21 protein-coding genes are annotated in these 17,034 nt (G+C 67.8%); 12 read left to right on the forward strand and 9 right to left on the reverse strand.

Going from position 1 to position 17,034, the window contains the following annotated elements:
- Positions 1-329 precede the first annotated feature (329 nt).
- The gene (locus LQ566_RS03160) at positions 330-545 is read left to right on the forward strand and encodes a P-loop NTPase family protein (RefSeq protein ID WP_231090143.1); all 216 of its coding nucleotides are present in this window, start codon (positions 330-332) and stop codon (positions 543-545) included.
- Here the strand turns inward: LQ566_RS03160 and LQ566_RS03165 are convergent, their stop codons facing one another.
- From LQ566_RS03165 to LQ566_RS03175, 3 genes are read right to left on the reverse strand one after another with little or no spacing between them, the layout of a single operon-like run.
- Positions 546-989 (reverse strand): DUF3592 domain-containing protein, encoded by a 444-nt coding sequence (locus LQ566_RS03165; protein WP_231090144.1) that lies wholly within the window; start codon positions 987-989, stop codon positions 546-548. It lies immediately after the preceding gene.
- 7 nt (positions 990-996) lie between these two features.
- Positions 997-2,118 carry a hypothetical protein gene (locus tag LQ566_RS03170; RefSeq protein WP_231090145.1) on the reverse strand — a complete coding sequence of 374 codons (1,122 nt, stop codon included), beginning with the start codon at positions 2,116-2,118 and terminating at the stop codon, positions 997-999.
- A gap of 28 nt (positions 2,119-2,146) precedes the next feature.
- A complete protein-coding gene (locus LQ566_RS03175) occupies positions 2,147-2,755 on the reverse strand; it encodes a hypothetical protein (RefSeq protein ID WP_231090146.1) in 609 nt (202 codons plus the stop codon).
- 336 nt (positions 2,756-3,091) lie between these two features.
- Between LQ566_RS03175 and LQ566_RS03180 the strand changes: the two genes are divergently transcribed.
- Positions 3,092-3,499, forward strand: coding sequence for an arsenate reductase ArsC (locus tag LQ566_RS03180; RefSeq protein ID WP_231090147.1), 408 nt, complete (start codon positions 3,092-3,094; stop codon positions 3,497-3,499).
- Between the two features lie 141 nt (positions 3,500-3,640).
- Here LQ566_RS03180 and LQ566_RS03185 read toward each other — a convergent pair whose 3' ends face one another.
- From LQ566_RS03185 to LQ566_RS03210, 6 genes are read right to left on the reverse strand one after another with little or no spacing between them, the layout of a single operon-like run.
- Positions 3,641-4,396, reverse strand: a complete 756-nt coding sequence (locus LQ566_RS03185; RefSeq protein ID WP_231090148.1) for a class I SAM-dependent methyltransferase — start codon at positions 4,394-4,396, stop codon at positions 3,641-3,643.
- On the reverse strand, positions 4,389-4,916 hold the full coding sequence (locus LQ566_RS03190) for an AAA family ATPase (RefSeq protein WP_231090149.1): 528 nt from the start codon (positions 4,914-4,916) through the stop codon (positions 4,389-4,391). The genes LQ566_RS03185 and LQ566_RS03190 overlap by 8 nt, the downstream gene beginning before the upstream one ends.
- Before the next feature lie 5 nt (positions 4,917-4,921).
- Positions 4,922-5,278: a hypothetical protein gene (locus LQ566_RS03195; protein ID WP_231090150.1), complete on the reverse strand. Its 357-nt coding sequence runs from the start codon at positions 5,276-5,278 to the stop codon at positions 4,922-4,924.
- 31 nt (positions 5,279-5,309) lie between these two features.
- Positions 5,310-6,047 carry a hypothetical protein gene (locus tag LQ566_RS03200; RefSeq protein ID WP_231090151.1) on the reverse strand — a complete coding sequence of 246 codons (738 nt, stop codon included), beginning with the start codon at positions 6,045-6,047 and terminating at the stop codon, positions 5,310-5,312.
- Positions 6,044-6,427, reverse strand: coding sequence for a PadR family transcriptional regulator (locus tag LQ566_RS03205; RefSeq protein ID WP_231090152.1), 384 nt, complete (start codon positions 6,425-6,427; stop codon positions 6,044-6,046). Before LQ566_RS03205 ends, LQ566_RS03200 begins: the two co-directional genes overlap by 4 nt.
- Positions 6,428-6,470: 43 nt before the next feature.
- The gene (locus LQ566_RS03210) at positions 6,471-7,532 is read right to left on the reverse strand and encodes a LacI family DNA-binding transcriptional regulator (RefSeq protein ID WP_231090153.1); all 1,062 of its coding nucleotides are present in this window, start codon (positions 7,530-7,532) and stop codon (positions 6,471-6,473) included.
- Between the two features lie 181 nt (positions 7,533-7,713).
- Between LQ566_RS03210 and LQ566_RS03215 the strand changes: the two genes are divergently transcribed.
- From LQ566_RS03215 to LQ566_RS03260, 10 genes are all read left to right on the forward strand, one after another.
- Positions 7,714-8,928: a sugar ABC transporter substrate-binding protein gene (locus tag LQ566_RS03215; protein WP_231090154.1), complete on the forward strand. Its 1,215-nt coding sequence runs from the start codon at positions 7,714-7,716 to the stop codon at positions 8,926-8,928.
- 4 nt (positions 8,929-8,932) lie between these two features.
- Positions 8,933-9,868 carry a carbohydrate ABC transporter permease gene (locus LQ566_RS03220; RefSeq protein WP_231090155.1) on the forward strand — a complete coding sequence of 312 codons (936 nt, stop codon included), beginning with the start codon at positions 8,933-8,935 and terminating at the stop codon, positions 9,866-9,868.
- A gap of 19 nt (positions 9,869-9,887) precedes the next feature.
- On the forward strand, positions 9,888-10,751 hold the full coding sequence (locus LQ566_RS03225; protein WP_231091362.1) for a carbohydrate ABC transporter permease: 864 nt from the start codon (positions 9,888-9,890) through the stop codon (positions 10,749-10,751).
- 16 nt (positions 10,752-10,767) lie between these two features.
- Positions 10,768-11,547, forward strand: coding sequence for a ThuA domain-containing protein (locus LQ566_RS03230; RefSeq protein WP_231090156.1), 780 nt, complete (start codon positions 10,768-10,770; stop codon positions 11,545-11,547).
- Positions 11,544-12,542 (forward strand): Gfo/Idh/MocA family protein, encoded by a 999-nt coding sequence (locus LQ566_RS03235; protein ID WP_231090157.1) that lies wholly within the window; start codon positions 11,544-11,546, stop codon positions 12,540-12,542. The genes LQ566_RS03230 and LQ566_RS03235 overlap by 4 nt, the downstream gene beginning before the upstream one ends.
- Positions 12,543-12,634: 92 nt before the next feature.
- Positions 12,635-14,488 carry a DEAD/DEAH box helicase gene (locus LQ566_RS03240; protein ID WP_231090158.1) on the forward strand — a complete coding sequence of 618 codons (1,854 nt, stop codon included), beginning with the start codon at positions 12,635-12,637 and terminating at the stop codon, positions 14,486-14,488.
- 10 nt (positions 14,489-14,498) lie between these two features.
- Entirely contained in the window at positions 14,499-15,434 is a 936-nt protein-coding gene (locus LQ566_RS03245) for a class I SAM-dependent methyltransferase (protein ID WP_231090159.1), read from the forward strand.
- Complete coding sequence (locus LQ566_RS03250) at positions 15,431-15,946, forward strand: 2'-5' RNA ligase family protein (protein ID WP_231090160.1); 516 nt, start codon at positions 15,431-15,433, stop codon at positions 15,944-15,946. The genes LQ566_RS03245 and LQ566_RS03250 overlap by 4 nt, the downstream gene beginning before the upstream one ends.
- Positions 15,947-16,019: 73 nt before the next feature.
- The gene (locus tag LQ566_RS03255; protein WP_231090161.1) at positions 16,020-16,607 is read left to right on the forward strand and encodes a TetR/AcrR family transcriptional regulator; all 588 of its coding nucleotides are present in this window, start codon (positions 16,020-16,022) and stop codon (positions 16,605-16,607) included.
- A 41-nt stretch (positions 16,608-16,648) separates the two neighbouring features.
- Entirely contained in the window at positions 16,649-17,017 is a 369-nt protein-coding gene (locus LQ566_RS03260; protein ID WP_231090162.1) for a hypothetical protein, read from the forward strand.
- Positions 17,018-17,034 lie beyond the last annotated feature (17 nt).

The following is a 17,034-nucleotide window of genomic DNA, read 5'->3' on the forward strand; positions in this document are numbered from 1 at the left end:
TCTGTCGGAACCCCATCCACTCGGCTGGTGATTCTCCGGGGAGATGCCGCGTCCGGAAAGACAACAACAGCGTTGGCCCTGCGCGGACGACTGAGCTCGAAGGCTACTCTTATCCACCAGGACTACTTTCGCCGTGAGCTCCTGAGCAATGACGACAGGCTGCAGCGATCCCGTGACGCCAGTATCCTCATCGTCGGCGCCGCTCGACGAGCGCTGAGTTTCGGATACGACGTGATCCTGGATGGAATCTTCCCTCTGCGAGACTACTCGACGCTGTTCGAGCGTCTGTTCCAGGACCATCGAGGACGGACCCGATCTACCAGTTCGACGTGGGACTGGAGAAAACCATACGGCGTCACGCTGCACGACCGCTGTCGCAGAAATTCGGCGAGGAGAAGATCCGGGAGTGGTACGACGGGTGGCAGCCCCTCCCCTGGTACGACGAAACCCGCGTCGGCAGAGACGCCTCCACGTCGGATCTCGTGTCAGCCATCCTCTCCGACCTCGGCCTCCACGACTCGCCGTCCCGGCGGATCGACGCCTAGCTACCCGGTCAGAAGCCTCACGAAGAAGAACGACGCCACGCAGAACACGCCGACGAGGGTGAGCGCACAACCGAGCACGAACGGGTTCGTGGGTTCCACCGGGTATGACTGCGCGGGTCGCTCCGGATTCACGCACACGACGATCTGCTGGCCGATCGACGGTGGGTTGAGCCGTGGTTGGGAGGTCTTCCCCTCATAGATCTGGCCGTCGGGTCCGGTGTACCGGTACCTGCTGAGGGCCGAGGAGATCTGGCCTTGACCCGCGTCACCGGATGGGAAGGCGTCCGCGACCTCCCGATGACCCACGACGACGGCCGTGACCTGGGGCCAGGTGCGCATGGCCCGCGCCCGACGGCGGTACGACCGGAACCCGAATGCGGTCACCGTCACCATGATCAGCACGAACGCCGCCCAGCAACCCCACACCACGGTCTGTACGGTCATCGTTTCGTCACTCCTCCCCGTCCATCCCCGGAGCCGCCGCCCCTCTCCCCCGTCGCAGCGCGCGAAGGAGAGTCCGGTCGGCGGCGGACCGCCGAGCAGCGACGATTCGCAGCGCGATGCTGGCGAAAAAGAGCAACGCTGCAACGCACGCCATGCCAACGAAGACATCACGCTCCACGCTGTCGCCCGCGCGCCCGATGTTCGCGCCTCCCCCGATGATGAAGAACACGCCGAGCAACATCATGGGTGTCAGCAAGCGCATCCACCACGCACCGAGCGACACCGAGAAGAACTCGATGAACGGCGTCGGCAAGCCGCGGTGGGATGCGCCGGCCTCGGTGAGCCACGCGTGCGCGAGAGTTCGTCCCCGCCGGGTTCGCCGGTCCTGAACGATCCCAGTGACGAGGCGCAGCGCCACCCACAGCCCGATGAGCGCCAGGTACGTCGTCATCACCGGGGCCGGGCTCTGCAGCCAGGCGGAGAGGAGGAACACGGCCACGGCCGCCCAGCCGACGACCCGCGTGACGATGCGAATGGTCCGTACGGGACCCGGCTGTCCGAGCCCCGCGGCCTCGAGCCGTGCGCGCGCCGCGGCGTCGTCTGCGGCCCACGCTGCACGCCGTCGCTCACGTTCCTGCGGGTCCAGGGTGGTTCCCGGTGTCGCAGCGGACGCCTGTTGGAGCGCCTCAAGATCGCCCGGATACGGGACATCGGGCCGAAGCGCCTGCAGGCGCAGCACTTCCTCGTAACTGAGCATGCCGTCGCGGGCACGGGCGGCGGTCGTCATCGAGGCGATGTCGCCCCGGACCGCGCGGCCGGGACGCACGGGCCGGGCGCCGGGGTTGCGGGACACGTAGTCCTGCATGATCGCCCAGGCATACACGGCCCGCTGCTGACGGGATTGCGCGACGAAGCTCACCACCAGCCAGATCAGCAGGAGCAGGAAGACGACTCCCACCAGCAGAACGATCGCACCCTCACCGGCACCGGTCGAACTGGTCGAGTCCGGGTTCCCGCTGTCGATCAGGATGTAGATCCCGCCCGCGAGACCGAGGATCGCGAGCACCGCGGAGAACGCGAATTGCGTGATCCAATAGCCGAGACCGGAGTACTTCGGTGAACCTGGCATCTGTTGATTCTCCCCCACCCGAACCGCCTCAGAGTTGCGGGGGCGTGATGTGCACAGCCACGTAGCGTCGCGGGTCCTGGTCCCAGGTGCACGACATCTCGAGCCAGAGGTCGAGACCGGTGGCAGTGCCCACGGGGGTGTTGTAGCCGAGGGAGGTGCAGGTCGATGCCGGATCAGCCGCGTACGCTGCGACCCATTCGGTGAGACCTTCGCTCTCGATGCCCGCGGTCGATGCGTATTCGCGCACGAATGAGAGGAACTGCTCGTCGTCCGAGGCGCTCACCGTCAGCCACAGCTCATCGATCTCCTCGGAGCCCTCGGCGACATACGGCAGGATGCGGTCGCTCGGCACCTCGATGGTGCCGCTGGGTGCGTGGATCGTGACCGCGATCGGATGGGCGGGATCGCTCGCGCTCACGCCGTTCGCGAAATCGCCGGCGCCGGTCAGTCCGACATCCTGCAGGAGGAGCCGGCCACTGCTCCAGTCGAAGCTCGCGCTCCCGGCCCTCCGGATCTGTTCCGCCCCGGCGTCGCTCAGCGAAGAGTTGCCGGCGGCTCCTTCCACTGCTCCCGTCGGGCCGACCGTCGAAACGCTCCAGCCGATGCAGCCGGTCAAGCTCAGCATCATCGTGGTCACGAGAAGGCCTCCGCCGACCAGGGCGGCTAATCGAGAGGTCCCACGAGTTCTCACCGTCCGATCCTACGGGCAAGCCCGAACTCCTCCGGGAAGCCGGGGCCCTGCGCCGGGGTGTCACGGACGCGGCGCGGGATCAACCGTGTCGTACGCGTCGTGCTGCCCGCTGTGCCACTCCCCCGTGACCGTCGACGATCGCATCACTTCCAGCACGAGACCTTGCAGCACGTCGATCCGACGCTCACTCGGGATCCCCCTCACCCGGGGCGAATCAGTTCGCGCTTTCGCTTTCCCGGCTGCGTGCTCGGGCGCGGGGCAACACTGTCGGAGAATGGTGGCATGACCGCCCCCATCCCCACCGTGTTGTTCGTCTGCGTCCACAACGCGGGACGTTCGCAGATGGCCGCGGGCTACGTGCAGCATCTGGCGGCCGGCCGCGTCGACGTCCGCTCGGCAGGCTCCGAGCCGAAGGACAGCATCAACCCGGTCGCCGTGGTCGCCATGGCGGAAGTCGGCATCGACATCACGACCGGTGCCCCCAAACTGCTCACCGTCGACGCCGTGCAGCAGGCGGATGTCGTGATCACCATGGGGTGCGGCGACGCCTGCCCCATCTTCCCTGGAAAGCGCTACGAGGACTGGGAACTGGATGATCCAGCCGGGCAGGGCATCGAGGCCGTCCGCGCGATCCGCGACGACATCCGCGCGCGCGTCGTCGCCCTCCTGAGCGAACTCACCAGCGCCTAGTGTCCTGCGCCCGACGTTCGTTTGCCGTTTCGACCTGAGCAAATCCGCACCATCTCGCGGATCTCAGCCGCGGCGTGCAGCAGCGAATGAGCGGATCGCGACACTGACTCCGCCGCTACCGCAGCACGGGATGCGGCGCTGTCAGCGGGCGAAGACGAGCTGCCAGGCGAAGCCGATGCGATTGAACGGCTCGCGCCCGCTCAGTTCGAGTTCGAGGGCGAGGAGGTCGTCGAAGTAAGACTCGTCGTGCTTCGGGAGGTCGTCGACCAGAAGGTCGTTCGCGATGCGGTTGCCGTAGTGCCCCACCTGCACGAGCCCGGCCGCGCGCGCTTCATCGCTGATGCGATCCGCCTCGACCTTCCGGACCTCCGTGTTGAAGGTGTGCACCGCGAGGGTATCGGCCTGAAGCTCGGCCATCGCGGCTGCCGGACCGTCGCTCACCACCGTTCGCAGCACGCGGCCCGCCGGATTCACGTCCATCACCGACAGGCGTCCGCCACGACGGACTCGTCGGGCCAACGCGGGGATGTCACCACCATCGGCGGGCCGGTATCGCAGCACGAAGTGGCAGAGCACGAGGTCCCACTCCCCCTCCGGTAGGTCGTCCAGTCCGCCGCGGATGGTCGAAATGGTGGTGGCCTCCGCGCGAGCGCGCCGTTGCGCCTCGGCGAGCCAGGACTCGGACGGATCGACGATCGTCACGTCGTGTCCCGCGCGTGCGAGCGGCAGCGCGTCCATTCCGTCGCCCCCACCAACGTCGAGGACTCGCAGGCCCGCGCCGAGCGTGCTCGCCTCCCGCCGGAGGATCTCGGCCACGACCGCGTAGCGGATCCGCGCCCACGGCGTGCGCGTGTACTGCTGCCACGCCTGCAGCTTCTCGCTGAACGGATCAGTCATGATCTGCCCCGTCCTTCTTGCGCCCGCAACGGGCAGCAAGATCGTGCAATAGGGCCTCCATCTCCGACACGAGCTCTCCCACGGGACGTCGCGCATCGAGCTCACGATCGGCGCGAGCACGCAGCAGCGGCTCGACCTCCGCGACATGCCGGCGGATGAGCGCCTGATCCTCGGCGGATCGCCCGTACGGATTGGTCGTCCGATGCGCCACTCGATGGATCAGGACTTCGACCGGAGCGCTGAGCAGCACGATCTGCTCGAATCGATCAGCGAAGCGGCCCTGATTCTCGACGGTTCCGGACACCACGAGAGCGCCGTCGGTGTCGAGGAGTCGGTCCATGCGGGCTTCGTCCCACGTGCCGTCGGCGAGCGTCCACCCGTCGTAGTCCGTATCCACCGTGCGGTGTCCGCGAGCGGCCAACGCGGCGAGGAGAGTGCTCTTGCCGGTGCCGGACATGCCGGTGACCAGGATGCGGGCGCCGCGCGGCGCGTCGGCCGTGGGCCTCGGATCGTTCGCCACGCCCGTCATGGCAGGGGAAGCCCGGAATCGTCGAAGACGACGCCCTCCGACTCGAGGCGCTCGCGTGCAGCGTGATGGACGACGCCGCGCTTGCGGGGATCGGCTTCCAGCAGGCTCAGGAGCGTCTTGCGTGATGCACCCGGGTGCGCGGCCACCTCGATACGCACGCCCCAGAACCGATCCCGCGCGAAACGGGCAAGGACATCGTCATCCGCATCCGGATTCGCGGCGGCCACCGCTCGGATCGACTGATTGGGGTCGGTGAGGAGGACCTCGAATTCCTCTGCCGTGTGTGCGCCGCTGGCGAGCGCATGGCGCCGCTGTTCGTCCGCGATCTGCTCCGGTGTCTTCCGCTTACCCATGCACGCTCCTTCCCGGCACCACGCTACGCGGTCACCGGGCGAGAGCGTGCAGTGCCCACGTCACGCTCAGCATCAGGAGGGCAAGAAGCGGGAAGAGCCAATCCACGAGCAGAAGGAACGCGAGTCGATTGCGCTGCGTGCTCGGCCTGACCCCGCCGCTTCGAGGATCGGCGATCTCATCGGCGTCTGCGCTACGCACGGTGGCCAGGCTCCCGGCCACACTCAGAGCGACGAGGACCCCGGCCGCTACCAGCAGAATCGGCAGCGCCGGCATCACCAACCACGCATCGGCAGCCGACGACGGCGCCAGGAGCGCGCCGACCGCGCCGGACGCCCCCGCCGCGAGCACGAGGAGGACGGGAAGCCAGCGCTGGCGCATCACGGCGCGCGGGTAGAACGGGAAGGCGAACAACAGGGTCAGCAGCAGCGGGACACACAGCACCAGCAACTGCGGCAGTGACAGCAGGATCGGCTCCCCGGCGAACAGCGCGCTCGCGGCCAGCGAGAACACGATGAATGCGAAGAGTCCGACCACGGGCAGCAGCACGGTGCGCAGGGCCTGCTCGCGCGCGCCACCCACCGGCATGTCGAGCGATGCCGCGTAGGCCCGCGCCGGCCCGAACGCCTCTTCCGCCGACTGCCCGCTGTCCTCGACCAGTTCGCGAACGCTGGCGACCGCGTCACCGATCGCGCGCCCCGGCACGCGGCGCAGCCGCAGCTCGATGATGAACAGCTCGATCCAGGTCTCGTCGTTCTGAGTGGTGCTCATGATTCTTCCCCCGTGTCAGCTCTCGGCTCGGTCATGTAGGCGGCGCTCACCGTGGCGAACTGCAGCCACATGGTTCGGACGCGGTTGAGCTCAGACCGGCCCTCCTCCGTCAGCGCGAAGAACTTCCTCCCTGGCCCCGCATCCCCCGGCCGCCATTCGGCTCGCACCAGCCCCGCCGCCTCGTAGCGGCTCAGCAGCGGATACAGCGTTCCGCCCTTCACCACCCCGAACCCGCTCGCCTCGAGCTGCGTGATGATCGCGTAGCCGTACGACGGTCCGCTCTCCAGGGCGCGCAGGGTGAACGCACCGAGCATGGCCCGGAGCCAGTCGCTCGGCCACGGCGCGGACCGAGCGGAGTCGGACGAGGAGGGTGCCACCATGACTAGATTGTCTGTCTAACTAGTCAAGATTGCAACCTACAGGTCAGTGCGACTCCCCGGGGCGGCTCAGCATCCCGGCGCGCGGCGCCGCCAACGATGCGCCGGCCACATGTCGACAGGCCACCAGGTTCTGTGCACTCGGGGCGACGCTTCCGCGCTCCAGCACATCGATCAACGCCGACACGCCCTGGCGTCCCAGCTCTTCGCCGGGAACGGCCCAGACATCCAGCCGCGGATCAATCATCGACGCGATCTCCACCGTGGAGTCGATGAGGCCGACGGAGACGTCCTCCGGAACATGTGCGCCGAGGGCGCGCAGACCGGCGACGAATCCGGCGGCGAGCAGCTCGTCGTGCACCAGCACAGCGGTCACGGCCCCATGCTGCGCCACCAGCCGGCCCGCGGCCGCGAACCCGGCGTCAGCCGTACGCGCAGCCCCGAATGCGGCGGTGCGCATGCCCAGCTCCTGCCCCGTCCGCTCGAACGCGGCCCGCACGCGCAGCGGCGGGGCGTAGCCGCCGTGATCATCCGGATCCGTCACGGTGTCCAGCAGCAGCACATCGCGGTGTCCCAGTGCGCTCAGCCGGGCGAGCGCGTCGGCGACGGTCGCGTCGAAGTCGATGTCGACGTAGGCGAGGCCCGACACGTCGTCCGTCCTCCCGACCAGTGCGAACGGCACACCGTTCGAGCGCAGGAAGTCGACACGCGGGTCCTGGGCCCACACCTCCATCACGACCAGGCCCTCGATGAGACCCGCACCCGTCAACTCGCCGAGCTCGGCATCCGACCCCACGGTCGGCGAGACCACGAGGGTGTAGCCCTGCGCCTGGGCCTGCGCGGCCGCGCTCGTGAAGAACTGGAATGCGGACCCCTGAACGGCACGCTCGCCCGTCGGGTAGAGGAGGCCGATGACGCGGGTGCGCCGTGAGGCGAGCGCACGGGCTATCACGTTGCGGCGGTATCCGGCTTGCGCCATCGCGGCCTCCACGCGCTGACGAGTCTCTTCCGAGACCGGCTTCGAGCCATTGATCACGAACGAGACCGTCGCTACCGACACCCCGGCAAGGCGCGCGACGTCGCGCATGGTGACTGCGTTGTTTGCCATGATCTCCCCCGCCTCGAACCTGCGGCTGCGTGGACCGCTCCCCCATCATGCCCTACTAAACGGCATGATCGTAAACCGTTTAACTCAGGGTTGACAATAGCGGCCATCTTGGTCACACTCATTAGCAACGGGGCCGGTTAACCGGTTTACCGTCTTCCGAGTATTGGCAAAGGAGCCCGTGATGAAGAAGTCCACAGCAATCGCATCCGCCGCGATTCTCGCCCTTCCACTCGCCCTGGCGAGCTGCAGCGGGAGCACCCCGAGCAGCGGCGGGGATGCCGACACCATCACGGTGATGGACTACTACAACAACGAGCCGGACAAGACCATGATCGGTGAGGCCATCGACGAGTGCGCTGCGACCATCGGGATCACCGTGAAGCGCACCACGGTGCCGGGCAAGGACCTCATCCAGAAGGTCCTCCAGCAGGCGTCGAGCAAGACGCTGCCCGACGTCCTGATGCTGGACAACCCCGACGTCCAGCAGGTCGCCGCCACCGGCGGCCTCACCCCGTTCGGCCAGCTCGGACTCGATGGTTCCGGATCCGCCCAGGGCATGATCGATGCCGGCACCTACGAGGGCGAGCTGTACGGGCTGGCACCCACGGCGAACACGCTCGGGCTCTTCTACAACAAGAAGCTCCTCGCCGAGAAGGGCATCACTCCGCCGGCCACCTGGGACGAACTGAAGTCCGCGGCGGCGGCACTCACCTCCGGCGACCAGTACGGCGTCGCCTTCTCCGCGATCGCGACCTACGAGGGCTCCTGGCAGTTCCTCCCGTTCATGTGGACCAACGGCGGCGACGAGACCGATCTCACCTCGCCGGAGGTCGCCGAGGCACTCCAGCTCTGGGTCGACCTCGTGAAGTCCGGTTCCGCATCCGACGGGGTGATCAACTGGTCCCAGAGCGACGTGAAGGACCAGTTCCTCGCGGGCAAGGCGGCCATGATGATCAACGGCCCCTGGCAGATCCCCGCGCTCGACGCCGATGCCTCCATCGAGTGGGGAAGCGTTCAGGTCCCGGTCAACAAGGCGGGTCAGACCCCGGTTGCCCCGCTGGGTGGCGAACTGTGGACCATCCCGCAGACCGGTGACAAAGCGAAGCAGGCGAACGCGGCCCAGCTCGTCGAGTGCCTGACCTCGGACGACACCGAGATGAAGCTGGCTACCCAGCGCTTCACCGTGCCCGTGCGCACCAGCCTCGCCGGAGACTACGTCGCCGAGATGCCGTCGATGGAGGCGTTCGTCACGCAGGTCGAGAACGCCCGTTCGCGTACGGGCGAGCTGGGCGAGGAATGGCCGAAGGCCGCGACCCAGATCTACACCGCGATCCAGCTCGCGCTCACCGGGCAGGCGACGGCCGAGGACGCGTTCGCTCAGGCCGCGGCGGGTTGACCCGATGACCGCGGTCACTCTGCGCGCCCCGGCGCGCTCGGATGCACAGCGGCGACGCGGCGGGCTTCGAGGTGAGCGCCTGACTCAACTCCTGTTCATCGCGCCGGCTGTCCTCTTCCTCGTGCTGTTCTTCGGCTACCCGGTGGTCAAGAACGTCACGATGAGTTTCCAGGACTACACGCAGAAGACGTTCTTCACCGGCGAGGCACCCTGGGTGGGGCTGGCCAACTACGCGACCGCCACGTCCAGCCAGCTGTTCGTGCCGGCGCTGTGGAACACCCTGCTGTTCACGGCGGGCTCGATCGCGGGACAGCTGATCATCGGGCTCGCGCTGGCGTCGTTCTTCACGAAGCGATTCCCGCTGTCAGGACTGTTGCGCTCGCTCCTGCTGCTTCCCTGGCTGCTCCCGCTGATCGTCTCCAGCGCGGTGTGGCGATCGATCCTGGACAAGGACAGCGGAGTGCTCAACCAGTTCCTCACGTCGCTCGGCCTTCAGGCGGTGCCCTGGCTCACCAGCACGCAATTCGCACTGATCGCGGTGATCATGGTGAACATCTGGATCGGCATCCCGTTCAACGTAACGATCCTCTATGGCGGGCTGCAGGACATCCCCGGAGAGCTCTACGAGGCGGCAGCTCTCGATGGCGCGACGAAGTGGAAGGCGTTCTGGCACATCACACTGCCGAACCTTCGTCCCGTGCTCAGCGTCGTGCTGGTGCTCGGCGTGGTCTACACGATCAAGGTCCTGGACATCATCCTGGGCCTGACCAACGGCGGCCCCGCCAATGCGACTCAGACGATCGCCGTCCGCTCCTACCAGGAGACGTTCGTCAACTTCGACTTCGGGCTGGGTGCGGCGTTCAGCAACATCCTGATCGTCATCTCTCTCGTGTTCGCCATCATCTACCTCCGGGCATCTCGGCGCCCGGTGGACGAATGAGGAGGTCGTGATGTCCGTCATGTCTTCAGCGACCTCGCGGGTGGTGCTACCGAAGGCGCACCACCGGAGGGCGCCGCGATCCGCGCGCACGTGGGTCTACACCGCCGTCGGCATCGTGATCCTCGCGGTGATGCTGTTCCCGGTCTACTGGATGATCAACATGTCGTTCCAGCCGTCGGGCAACACCCTCAACAGCGAGTTCTTCCCGACGCAGCCGAGCCTGGACGGCTATGCCATCGCCATCCGGGATCAGGGCGTGAATCTGCTGACGAGCCTGGTGATCTCACTCGGAGTGGTCGTGGTGAGCCTGGCGATCGCCGCACCGGCGGCCTATGCGCTGGCACAGTTCCGCGGTCGATGGGTGGACGGCGTGCTGCTGGCGATCCTGATCTCACAGATGATCCCGCACATCGTGATCGCGAACGCGCTCTATACCGCGTACAACGATCTCGACATGCTCAACTCGATCGCCGGGCTGATCCTGGCCGACTCCACCACGGCGATCCCCTTCGCGATCCTCATTCTGCGTACGGCGATGGCTGCGGTTCCCGTCTCGATCGTCGAGGCCGCCCGGGTGGATGGCGCCGGCCTCTGGCGGGCGTTCGCGGCGATCGCGCTCCCCGTCGCGCGCAACGGCGTGATCACCGCGGCCCTCTTCTCGTTCCTGTTCTCGTGGAGCGACTTCTTGTTCGCCCTCACGCTGACCACCACCGAGGAGGTGCGTCCGGTCACACTGGGCATCTACACCTACCTCGGCACCCAGGTGGCGAACTGGGGTGCGGTGATGGCGACCGCCGTGCTGTCCTCCATCCCCGCCATCCTCCTCCTCGTCCTCGCCCAGAAGTTCGTCGCCGCCGGTGCCGCCGGCGGTGCCGTGAAGTGAAAGAGAAAGACCCGACATGACTGACAACATCCGACCCATCCGCGTCCTCGTCTGGGGCGAGAACCGCCACGAACAGCTGGAACCCGACGTCGCAGAGCGCTATCCCGACGGCATGCACGGTGCGGTCGCCGCCGGCATCCGCGAAAACCTCGGGGACGGCGCGACCGTGACCACCGTCACCTTGGACGATCCGGAACACGGCCTCAGGGAGGACGTGCTCGCCGCCACGGACGTACTGGTGTGGTGGGGCCACGCCGCACACGCGGAAGTGGCCGACGAGGTGGTCGATCGCGTCCATCGACACGTGCTGGAGGGCATGGGGCTGGTGGTGCTGCACTCGGGACACTGGTCGAAGATCTTCCAGAAACTCATGGGCACCACATGCACCCTGCGCTGGCGTTCCAAGCACGACCGGGAGATCGTCTGGACAGTGGACCCGACCCATCCCATCGCCCAGGGCGTGCCGCACCCGTTCATCATCCCGGAGCAGGAGATGTACGGCGAGTTCTTCGACGTGCCGGCACCCGACGAACTGGTGTTCCTGTCCACGTTCTCCGGGGGCGAGGTGTTCCGCAGCGGAATGACCTACCGGCGCGGGTACGGGAAGATCTTCTACTTCTCCCCCGGCGACCAGGACTACCCGGTGTACTTCCATGAGCACGTGCGCCGCGTGATCGCCAACGGCGTGCAATGGGCACAGACGCTGCGCCCCGAGCGCGAGATCCCGGTGCTGCTGCGGTACGAGACCGAGGACTTCTGGAACGGACAGGGCTACCGCGGAGCGATGGCGCGATGACCCCCCGCCCTCTCCGCCTGGTTCAGGTCGGGGCCGGCGCGATGGGACGCGCGTGGCTGCGGACCATCACCGAGAGCCCCGACGTCGAGCTGGTGGCACTCGTCGATCTGAACGCTTCTGCCGCCACCCAGGCCGCCGCAGATCATGGCATCAGCGGCATCGTCATCACGGACTCTCTGGAGGACGCCATCCGGCGCACCGCACCCGAGGCCGTCGTGGACGTGACGGTTCCCGTGGCGCACTCCGAGGTCAACATCACGGCAATGCGTGCGGGACTGCCCGTGCTGTGCGAGAAGCCGATCGCCCCCACGGTGGCGGACGCGCGGCAACAGGCGCGCGTGGCGAGAGAGACCGGCCGGCTCCTGATGACGAGCCAGTCGCGGCGGTACTACCGGGCGTTGGCCCGCTTCCGCGAGCAGATCCGCGCCCTCGGCCCGGTGGGTGCCGTGTCCACGCGCTTCTTCAAGGCCCCGCACTTCGGTGGGTTTCGTGAGGAGATGCGCCACGTCCTCCTCGTCGACATGGCCATCCATGCTTTCGATGCCGTCCGCTACCTGACCGGACGTGACCCGGTCGCCGTGGTCTGCCGCGAGTCGAACCCGCCCTGGAGCTGGTTCGCGCACGGCGCCAACGCCGTCGCGGTGTTCGAGTTCGCCGACGGCAGCACGTACACGTACGACGGCAGCTGGTGCGCCCCCGGCGACGAGACGAGCTGGAACGGCGACTGGTTCGTGAGCGGCGAGCACGGCACGGCTCGCTGGGACGGTGCGGGCGACCCAGTGCTGACCGGCCCGCCCGAACCCGCGCATGTCGCAGGCAGCGAGCGGGAGGAGATCGCGGGCGCACTGGAGGACTTCGTCGATGCCGTGCGCACCGGACGGACGCCGGACACCGAGGTGCACGCGAACATCGTCAGCCTCGCAATGGTGGAGGCCGCCGTGCTCTCCGCTGAAGAGGGACGGCGGGTGCTTCTCGCCGAGGTGCTGGAGCGATGAGCCGCGCCGGCGGGCCGTCGCCGCGCGCGATCGTGTCGACGGCCCGCCGACGCTCCCCCACAATTCCCCGGAAAAGCCGGTAAAGTCGGCTGGTGACGTCTGACACCCCCACGACCGAATCCGCGCCCGACACCGAGGGCGAGATCCTTCCGACCTTCGCCGACCTCGGCATCGACGGCCCCGTCCTTCATGCCATCCGCGATCTGGGCTACGAGCGCCCCTCACAGATCCAGGCGGCCACCATTCCGGTGCTGCTGGAGGGTCACGATGTCGTCGGCATGGCCCAGACGGGCACGGGCAAGACCGCAGCATTCGCCCTGCCGGCACTGCAGAAGCTGGATGCTGCACAGAAGACCCCGCAGATCCTGGTGCTCGCCCCCACGCGCGAGCTCGCACTGCAGGTGGCGGAGGCGTTCGAGAGCTACGCTGCGCGGATGAAGGGCGTGCACGTCCTCGCCGTCTACGGCGGCCAGGGGTACGGTGTACAGCTGTCCGCCCTTCGTCGCGGGGTACAGGTGGTCGTCGGCACGCCGGGCCGGGTCATGGACCACCTCGCCAAGGGCACGCTCGATCTGTCCGAGCTTCGCTACCTCGTGCTGGACGAGGCGGACGAGATGCTCAAAATGGGCTTCGCGGAGGACGTGGAGACGATCCTCGCAGAAACGCCGGACACCAAGCAGGTCGCGCTGTTCTCCGCGACGATGCCCCCGCAGATCCGCCGCATGTCGCAGAAGTACCTGCACGAGCCGCGTGAGATCACCATCGCTGGCAAGACGACCACGAACACCAACATCACCCAGCGCTACCTGATCACCTCGTGGCAGCGGAAGGTGGATGCACTGACCCGCATCCTCGAAGTCGAGAACTTCGACGCGATGATCATCTTCGTGCGCACCAAGAGCGAGACCGAGGGGCTGGCCGAGAAGCTGCGCGCCCGCGGCTACAGCGCCGCCGCGATCAGCGGTGACGTCACGCAGATCCAGCGTGAGAAGACCGTGAATCAGCTGAAGTCGGGCAAGCTCGACATCCTCGTGGCCACCGATGTCGCCGCGCGCGGTCTGGACGTGGAGCGCATCAGCCACGTGGTCAACTACGACATCCCGACCGACACCGAGTCCTACGTGCACCGCATCGGCCGGACCGGCCGCGCCGGTCGCACGGGTGACGCCATCAGCTTCGTGACGCCACGCGAGCGCTACCTGCTCGCGCACATCGAGCGCGCCACGCGCCAGGCACCCACTCAGATGCAGCTGCCCGGACTGGCGGAGATCAACTCCACGCGACTGGAGCGCTTCGACGACTCCATCACAGCCGCCCTGGAGGACGCCGGTCGAGTCGAGCGGTTCCGCGACATCATCGCTCACTACGTGCGCAACCATGACGTCCCCGAAGTGGACGTGGCCGCAGCTCTCGCGATCGTGGCACAGGGCGAGACGCCCCTGTTGCTGGACGAGGACGAGGACCGCGCGTTCCAGGACGAGCTCGCCTCGCTGGAGCGGGGCAAGCAGCGGGCGCCCCGTGATGGTGGCGACCGCGGCACGCGCGAGCCGCGCCGTTCGCGGGACGCCGCCGACTACGCCTCGTACCGCATCGAAGTGGGACGACGCCACCGTGTCGAGCCGCGTCAGATCGTCGGCGCACTCGCGAACGAGGGCGGCCTGCGCCGCGATGACTTCGGCGCGATCAACATCCGTCCGGATTTCTCCATCGTGCAGCTGCCGGCGAACCTCTCCCCCGACGTGCTCGACAAACTTCGCGACACCCGCATCTCGGGCCGCCTGATCGAGATCAAGCCGGACCGTGGAGCGCCCGGTCGTCGGCGCAACGACGACGGTGACGACCGCCGGGGCGGCTACCGTGACCGCGACGACCGCCGTGGCGGCCGCAGCGACCGTCACGACGACCGCGGTTACGGCGATCGCAAGCCGCGTCACCGCCGCGACTGAGATCTGACCGATGCCGTACCCCAGCTTCGATCCGTCGACGTTCAGCGGATCACCGGCTTCCGGGCCGGCCCGGGCTGCAGGTGCGGCATCGTCGTTCGGCGCGGCCGCGGATTCGTCCCCGCGGAGAACCTTCGACCCCGCCCGGGGATTCGGCGGTGGTCGTTCGACGTTCGCCGGCACCGCTGACGCGTACGCGGCCCATCGTGCTCCGCTGCCCGAGGATGTCGTTTCCTACCTGCGTGCGCTGCTGCCGTCGGGGCGCCGGGGCCGGCTCCTGGACGTGGGGACGGGTACCGGGGCCGCCCTGCTGCCTCTCCTGCCCGCCGTCTCGTCGGCCATCGGCATCGATCCCGATGCGCACCTGCTCGATCGCACGGCGGCGACGCTTTCCGGCGGTGCGAGCGGCGCCGACGTGGAGTTGCGCGCGCAGCCTGCCGAGGCGTTCACGGTGCCGGCCGGCTGGCAGGCAGACCTCGTGACCGTCTGTCGCGCATTCCACTGGTTCGACCGTCCCGCCTTCCTGGAGCGGGTGACGCCCGTGATGAACGCCGGTGCGAGCCTGGCGGTGCTCAGTGACCGCAGCGTGTGGTCGGACGACCAGCCATGGAAGTCCGCCGTGATCGGCGTCATCACGGAGTTCCTGGGCCCGCGGCGCCGCGCCGGGGACGGCTTCTACGAGCCACCCGCCCGTCCCTTCGTCGAGGACATCCGCGCAAGCGGACTGCAGAACGTCGTGACTGTGGAGTTCCCCTTCCGGCGCACGCTGACCGTCGAGGACATCCTCGGCGAGCTACGCTCGTCCTCCTTCGCCTCCCGCGCGGTGCTCGGACGAGCTCACACGCGCTTCGAGTCCCGGCTCCGCGAAGCGCTCGCCCCCGTCGCGCGCGCGGACGGAAGGCTGGTGGACGACAACGTGTTCACCGTGATCGTCGCAGAGCGCCCGTGAGCGAGGAACGAACAGCGCTGATCGTCGAGATCCCGGACGCACGCCGGCTCGCTTCTCTGCCGGGCGCTTTCTCGGAGGGCCGCCGGCTGGGAGTGCCGCCCCACCTCACTCTGCTCACCCCCTTCGTGCCACGGGATCGGTGGGCACCGCCCATGCTGCCGCGGCTTCGTGACCTGCTCGCGTCCACATCGCCGTTCGCGGCTCGGTTCTCACGCATTGAACGGTTCCCGGACGGCACGCAGTGGCTAGCACCGGATGATCCGGCCCCGTTCGTGCGCCTGATTACACGGATCGTTGCCGCGTTCCCGGATTTCCCTCCCTACGGCGGCATCCATGACGGCATCACTGCGCACCTCACGATCGGCGAGGTCGATCCCCTCGCGGCAACCGCCCTCGGACCCTTCCTTGCGAGCGTGCGCGAGGTCGTGCTGGGCTCCTACACATCCGACGCGGGTTCATGGCGGGAGCATCACCGAATCCCGCTGGCGCATCCCGGGACTCGGCTCTTCTGACGCTCTCTGCGTTGCGCCACGCGCGGGAACGGCGCGATGGCCGTGCAAATGCGGGCGCGGGCATAATCGATCTATGCCGAAGATTTCCGCCGCGACCGTTGCCGAGCACCGCACCGCGCAGCACGCGGCGCTGCTCGCGGCGGCCGAGGAGCTGCTGCTGAGCGACGGGATCGACGCTGTCACGCCCAGCGCGGTCACGTCGCGGGCCGGCCTTGCGCGTTCGACCTTCTACGAGTACTTCCCTTCGAAGGACGACCTTCTGGTGGCTCTCGCGCGAGAGGCGTTCGAGTTGTGGACGAAGGAGCTGGCACAGTCCGTCGCCCTCGCCGAGCCCGGCCGTGAGCAGCTGCGTGCCTACATCGCCGCCACGATCCGTCTCGCAGCCGACGGCAGGCACGACCTCGCCACAGTGCTGCGCGGAGTATCGCTCTCCCCCAAGTCCCAGGCGGACATCGTCGCACTGCACACCGCGTTGGATGACCCCCTCGGCGAGATCCTGCGCGAGCTGGTCGGCCCGCAAGCCCGCACCGCAGCACCGCTGATTCACGGCCTGCTCGGCAGCGCGATGAAGCTGGCCACGGCCGGACGACCGGCACCGGAGGTCACCGAGATCGCGACCCGCATGGTGCTCGACGGCATCGGCGTCGCGCCCGCGTCCTGAGCCAGCTGTTTTCCCGACACAGTGTCGGATAAACTGCCGACATGGACATCCTCATGAACATTCTGCTGGCCCTGCACATCATCGGCGTCGCCAGCCTCCTCGGCGGCATGCTCGTGCAGATGAAGAAGATGAAGACCGGCGAGACGACGATCCTGCCGGCGATCATGCACGGCGCCTGGACCATGCTCGCCACCGGACTGATCATGGTGGGCATCGCCGAGATGCAGTGGAAGCCGGGTGCGGAGTTCCACATCTGGCTCGCGATCAAGGTCGTGATCCTGCTCGTGATCGTCGTCATCGCGCTGATGAACCGCAAGAAGGCGAAGCTCGCCGGCTGGGTGCTTCCCGCGCTGATGGCTCTGACGGTGCTCAACATCTTCGTCGCCGTCTTCCGCCCCACCGGCAGCTGAGTCCCAACCGCATCGCA

This window comes from Microbacterium nymphoidis, from assembly GCF_021044885.1.
Lineage (GTDB): Bacteria > Actinomycetota > Actinomycetes > Actinomycetales > Microbacteriaceae > Microbacterium > Microbacterium nymphoidis.

Coding starts and splice junctions, on each gene's coding strand:
- LQ566_RS03205 (WP_231090152.1), bottom strand. CDS start 6,427: ATGGTGGCACCCTCCTCGTCCGACTCCGCTCGGTCCGCGCCGTGGCCG.
- LQ566_RS03170 (WP_231090145.1), bottom strand. CDS start 2,118: ATGCCAGGTTCACCGAAGTACTCCGGTCTCGGCTATTGGATCACGCAA.
- LQ566_RS03255 (WP_231090161.1), top strand. CDS start 16,020: ATGCCGAAGATTTCCGCCGCGACCGTTGCCGAGCACCGCACCGCGCAG.
- LQ566_RS03230 (WP_231090156.1), top strand. CDS start 10,768: ATGACTGACAACATCCGACCCATCCGCGTCCTCGTCTGGGGCGAGAAC.
- LQ566_RS03165 (WP_231090144.1), bottom strand. CDS start 989: ATGACCGTACAGACCGTGGTGTGGGGTTGCTGGGCGGCGTTCGTGCTG.
- LQ566_RS03180 (WP_231090147.1), top strand. CDS start 3,092: ATGACCGCCCCCATCCCCACCGTGTTGTTCGTCTGCGTCCACAACGCG.
- LQ566_RS03195 (WP_231090150.1), bottom strand. CDS start 5,278: ATGGGTAAGCGGAAGACACCGGAGCAGATCGCGGACGAACAGCGGCGC.
- LQ566_RS03245 (WP_231090159.1), top strand. CDS start 14,499: ATGCCGTACCCCAGCTTCGATCCGTCGACGTTCAGCGGATCACCGGCT.
- LQ566_RS03215 (WP_231090154.1), top strand. CDS start 7,714: ATGAAGAAGTCCACAGCAATCGCATCCGCCGCGATTCTCGCCCTTCCA.
- LQ566_RS03225 (WP_231091362.1), top strand. CDS start 9,888: ATGTCTTCAGCGACCTCGCGGGTGGTGCTACCGAAGGCGCACCACCGG.
- LQ566_RS03220 (WP_231090155.1), top strand. CDS start 8,933: ATGACCGCGGTCACTCTGCGCGCCCCGGCGCGCTCGGATGCACAGCGG.
- LQ566_RS03200 (WP_231090151.1), bottom strand. CDS start 6,047: ATGAGCACCACTCAGAACGACGAGACCTGGATCGAGCTGTTCATCATC.
- LQ566_RS03235 (WP_231090157.1), top strand. CDS start 11,544: ATGACCCCCCGCCCTCTCCGCCTGGTTCAGGTCGGGGCCGGCGCGATG.
- LQ566_RS03210 (WP_231090153.1), bottom strand. CDS start 7,532: ATGGCAAACAACGCAGTCACCATGCGCGACGTCGCGCGCCTTGCCGGG.
- LQ566_RS03185 (WP_231090148.1), bottom strand. CDS start 4,396: ATGACTGATCCGTTCAGCGAGAAGCTGCAGGCGTGGCAGCAGTACACG.
- LQ566_RS03260 (WP_231090162.1), top strand. CDS start 16,649: ATGGACATCCTCATGAACATTCTGCTGGCCCTGCACATCATCGGCGTC.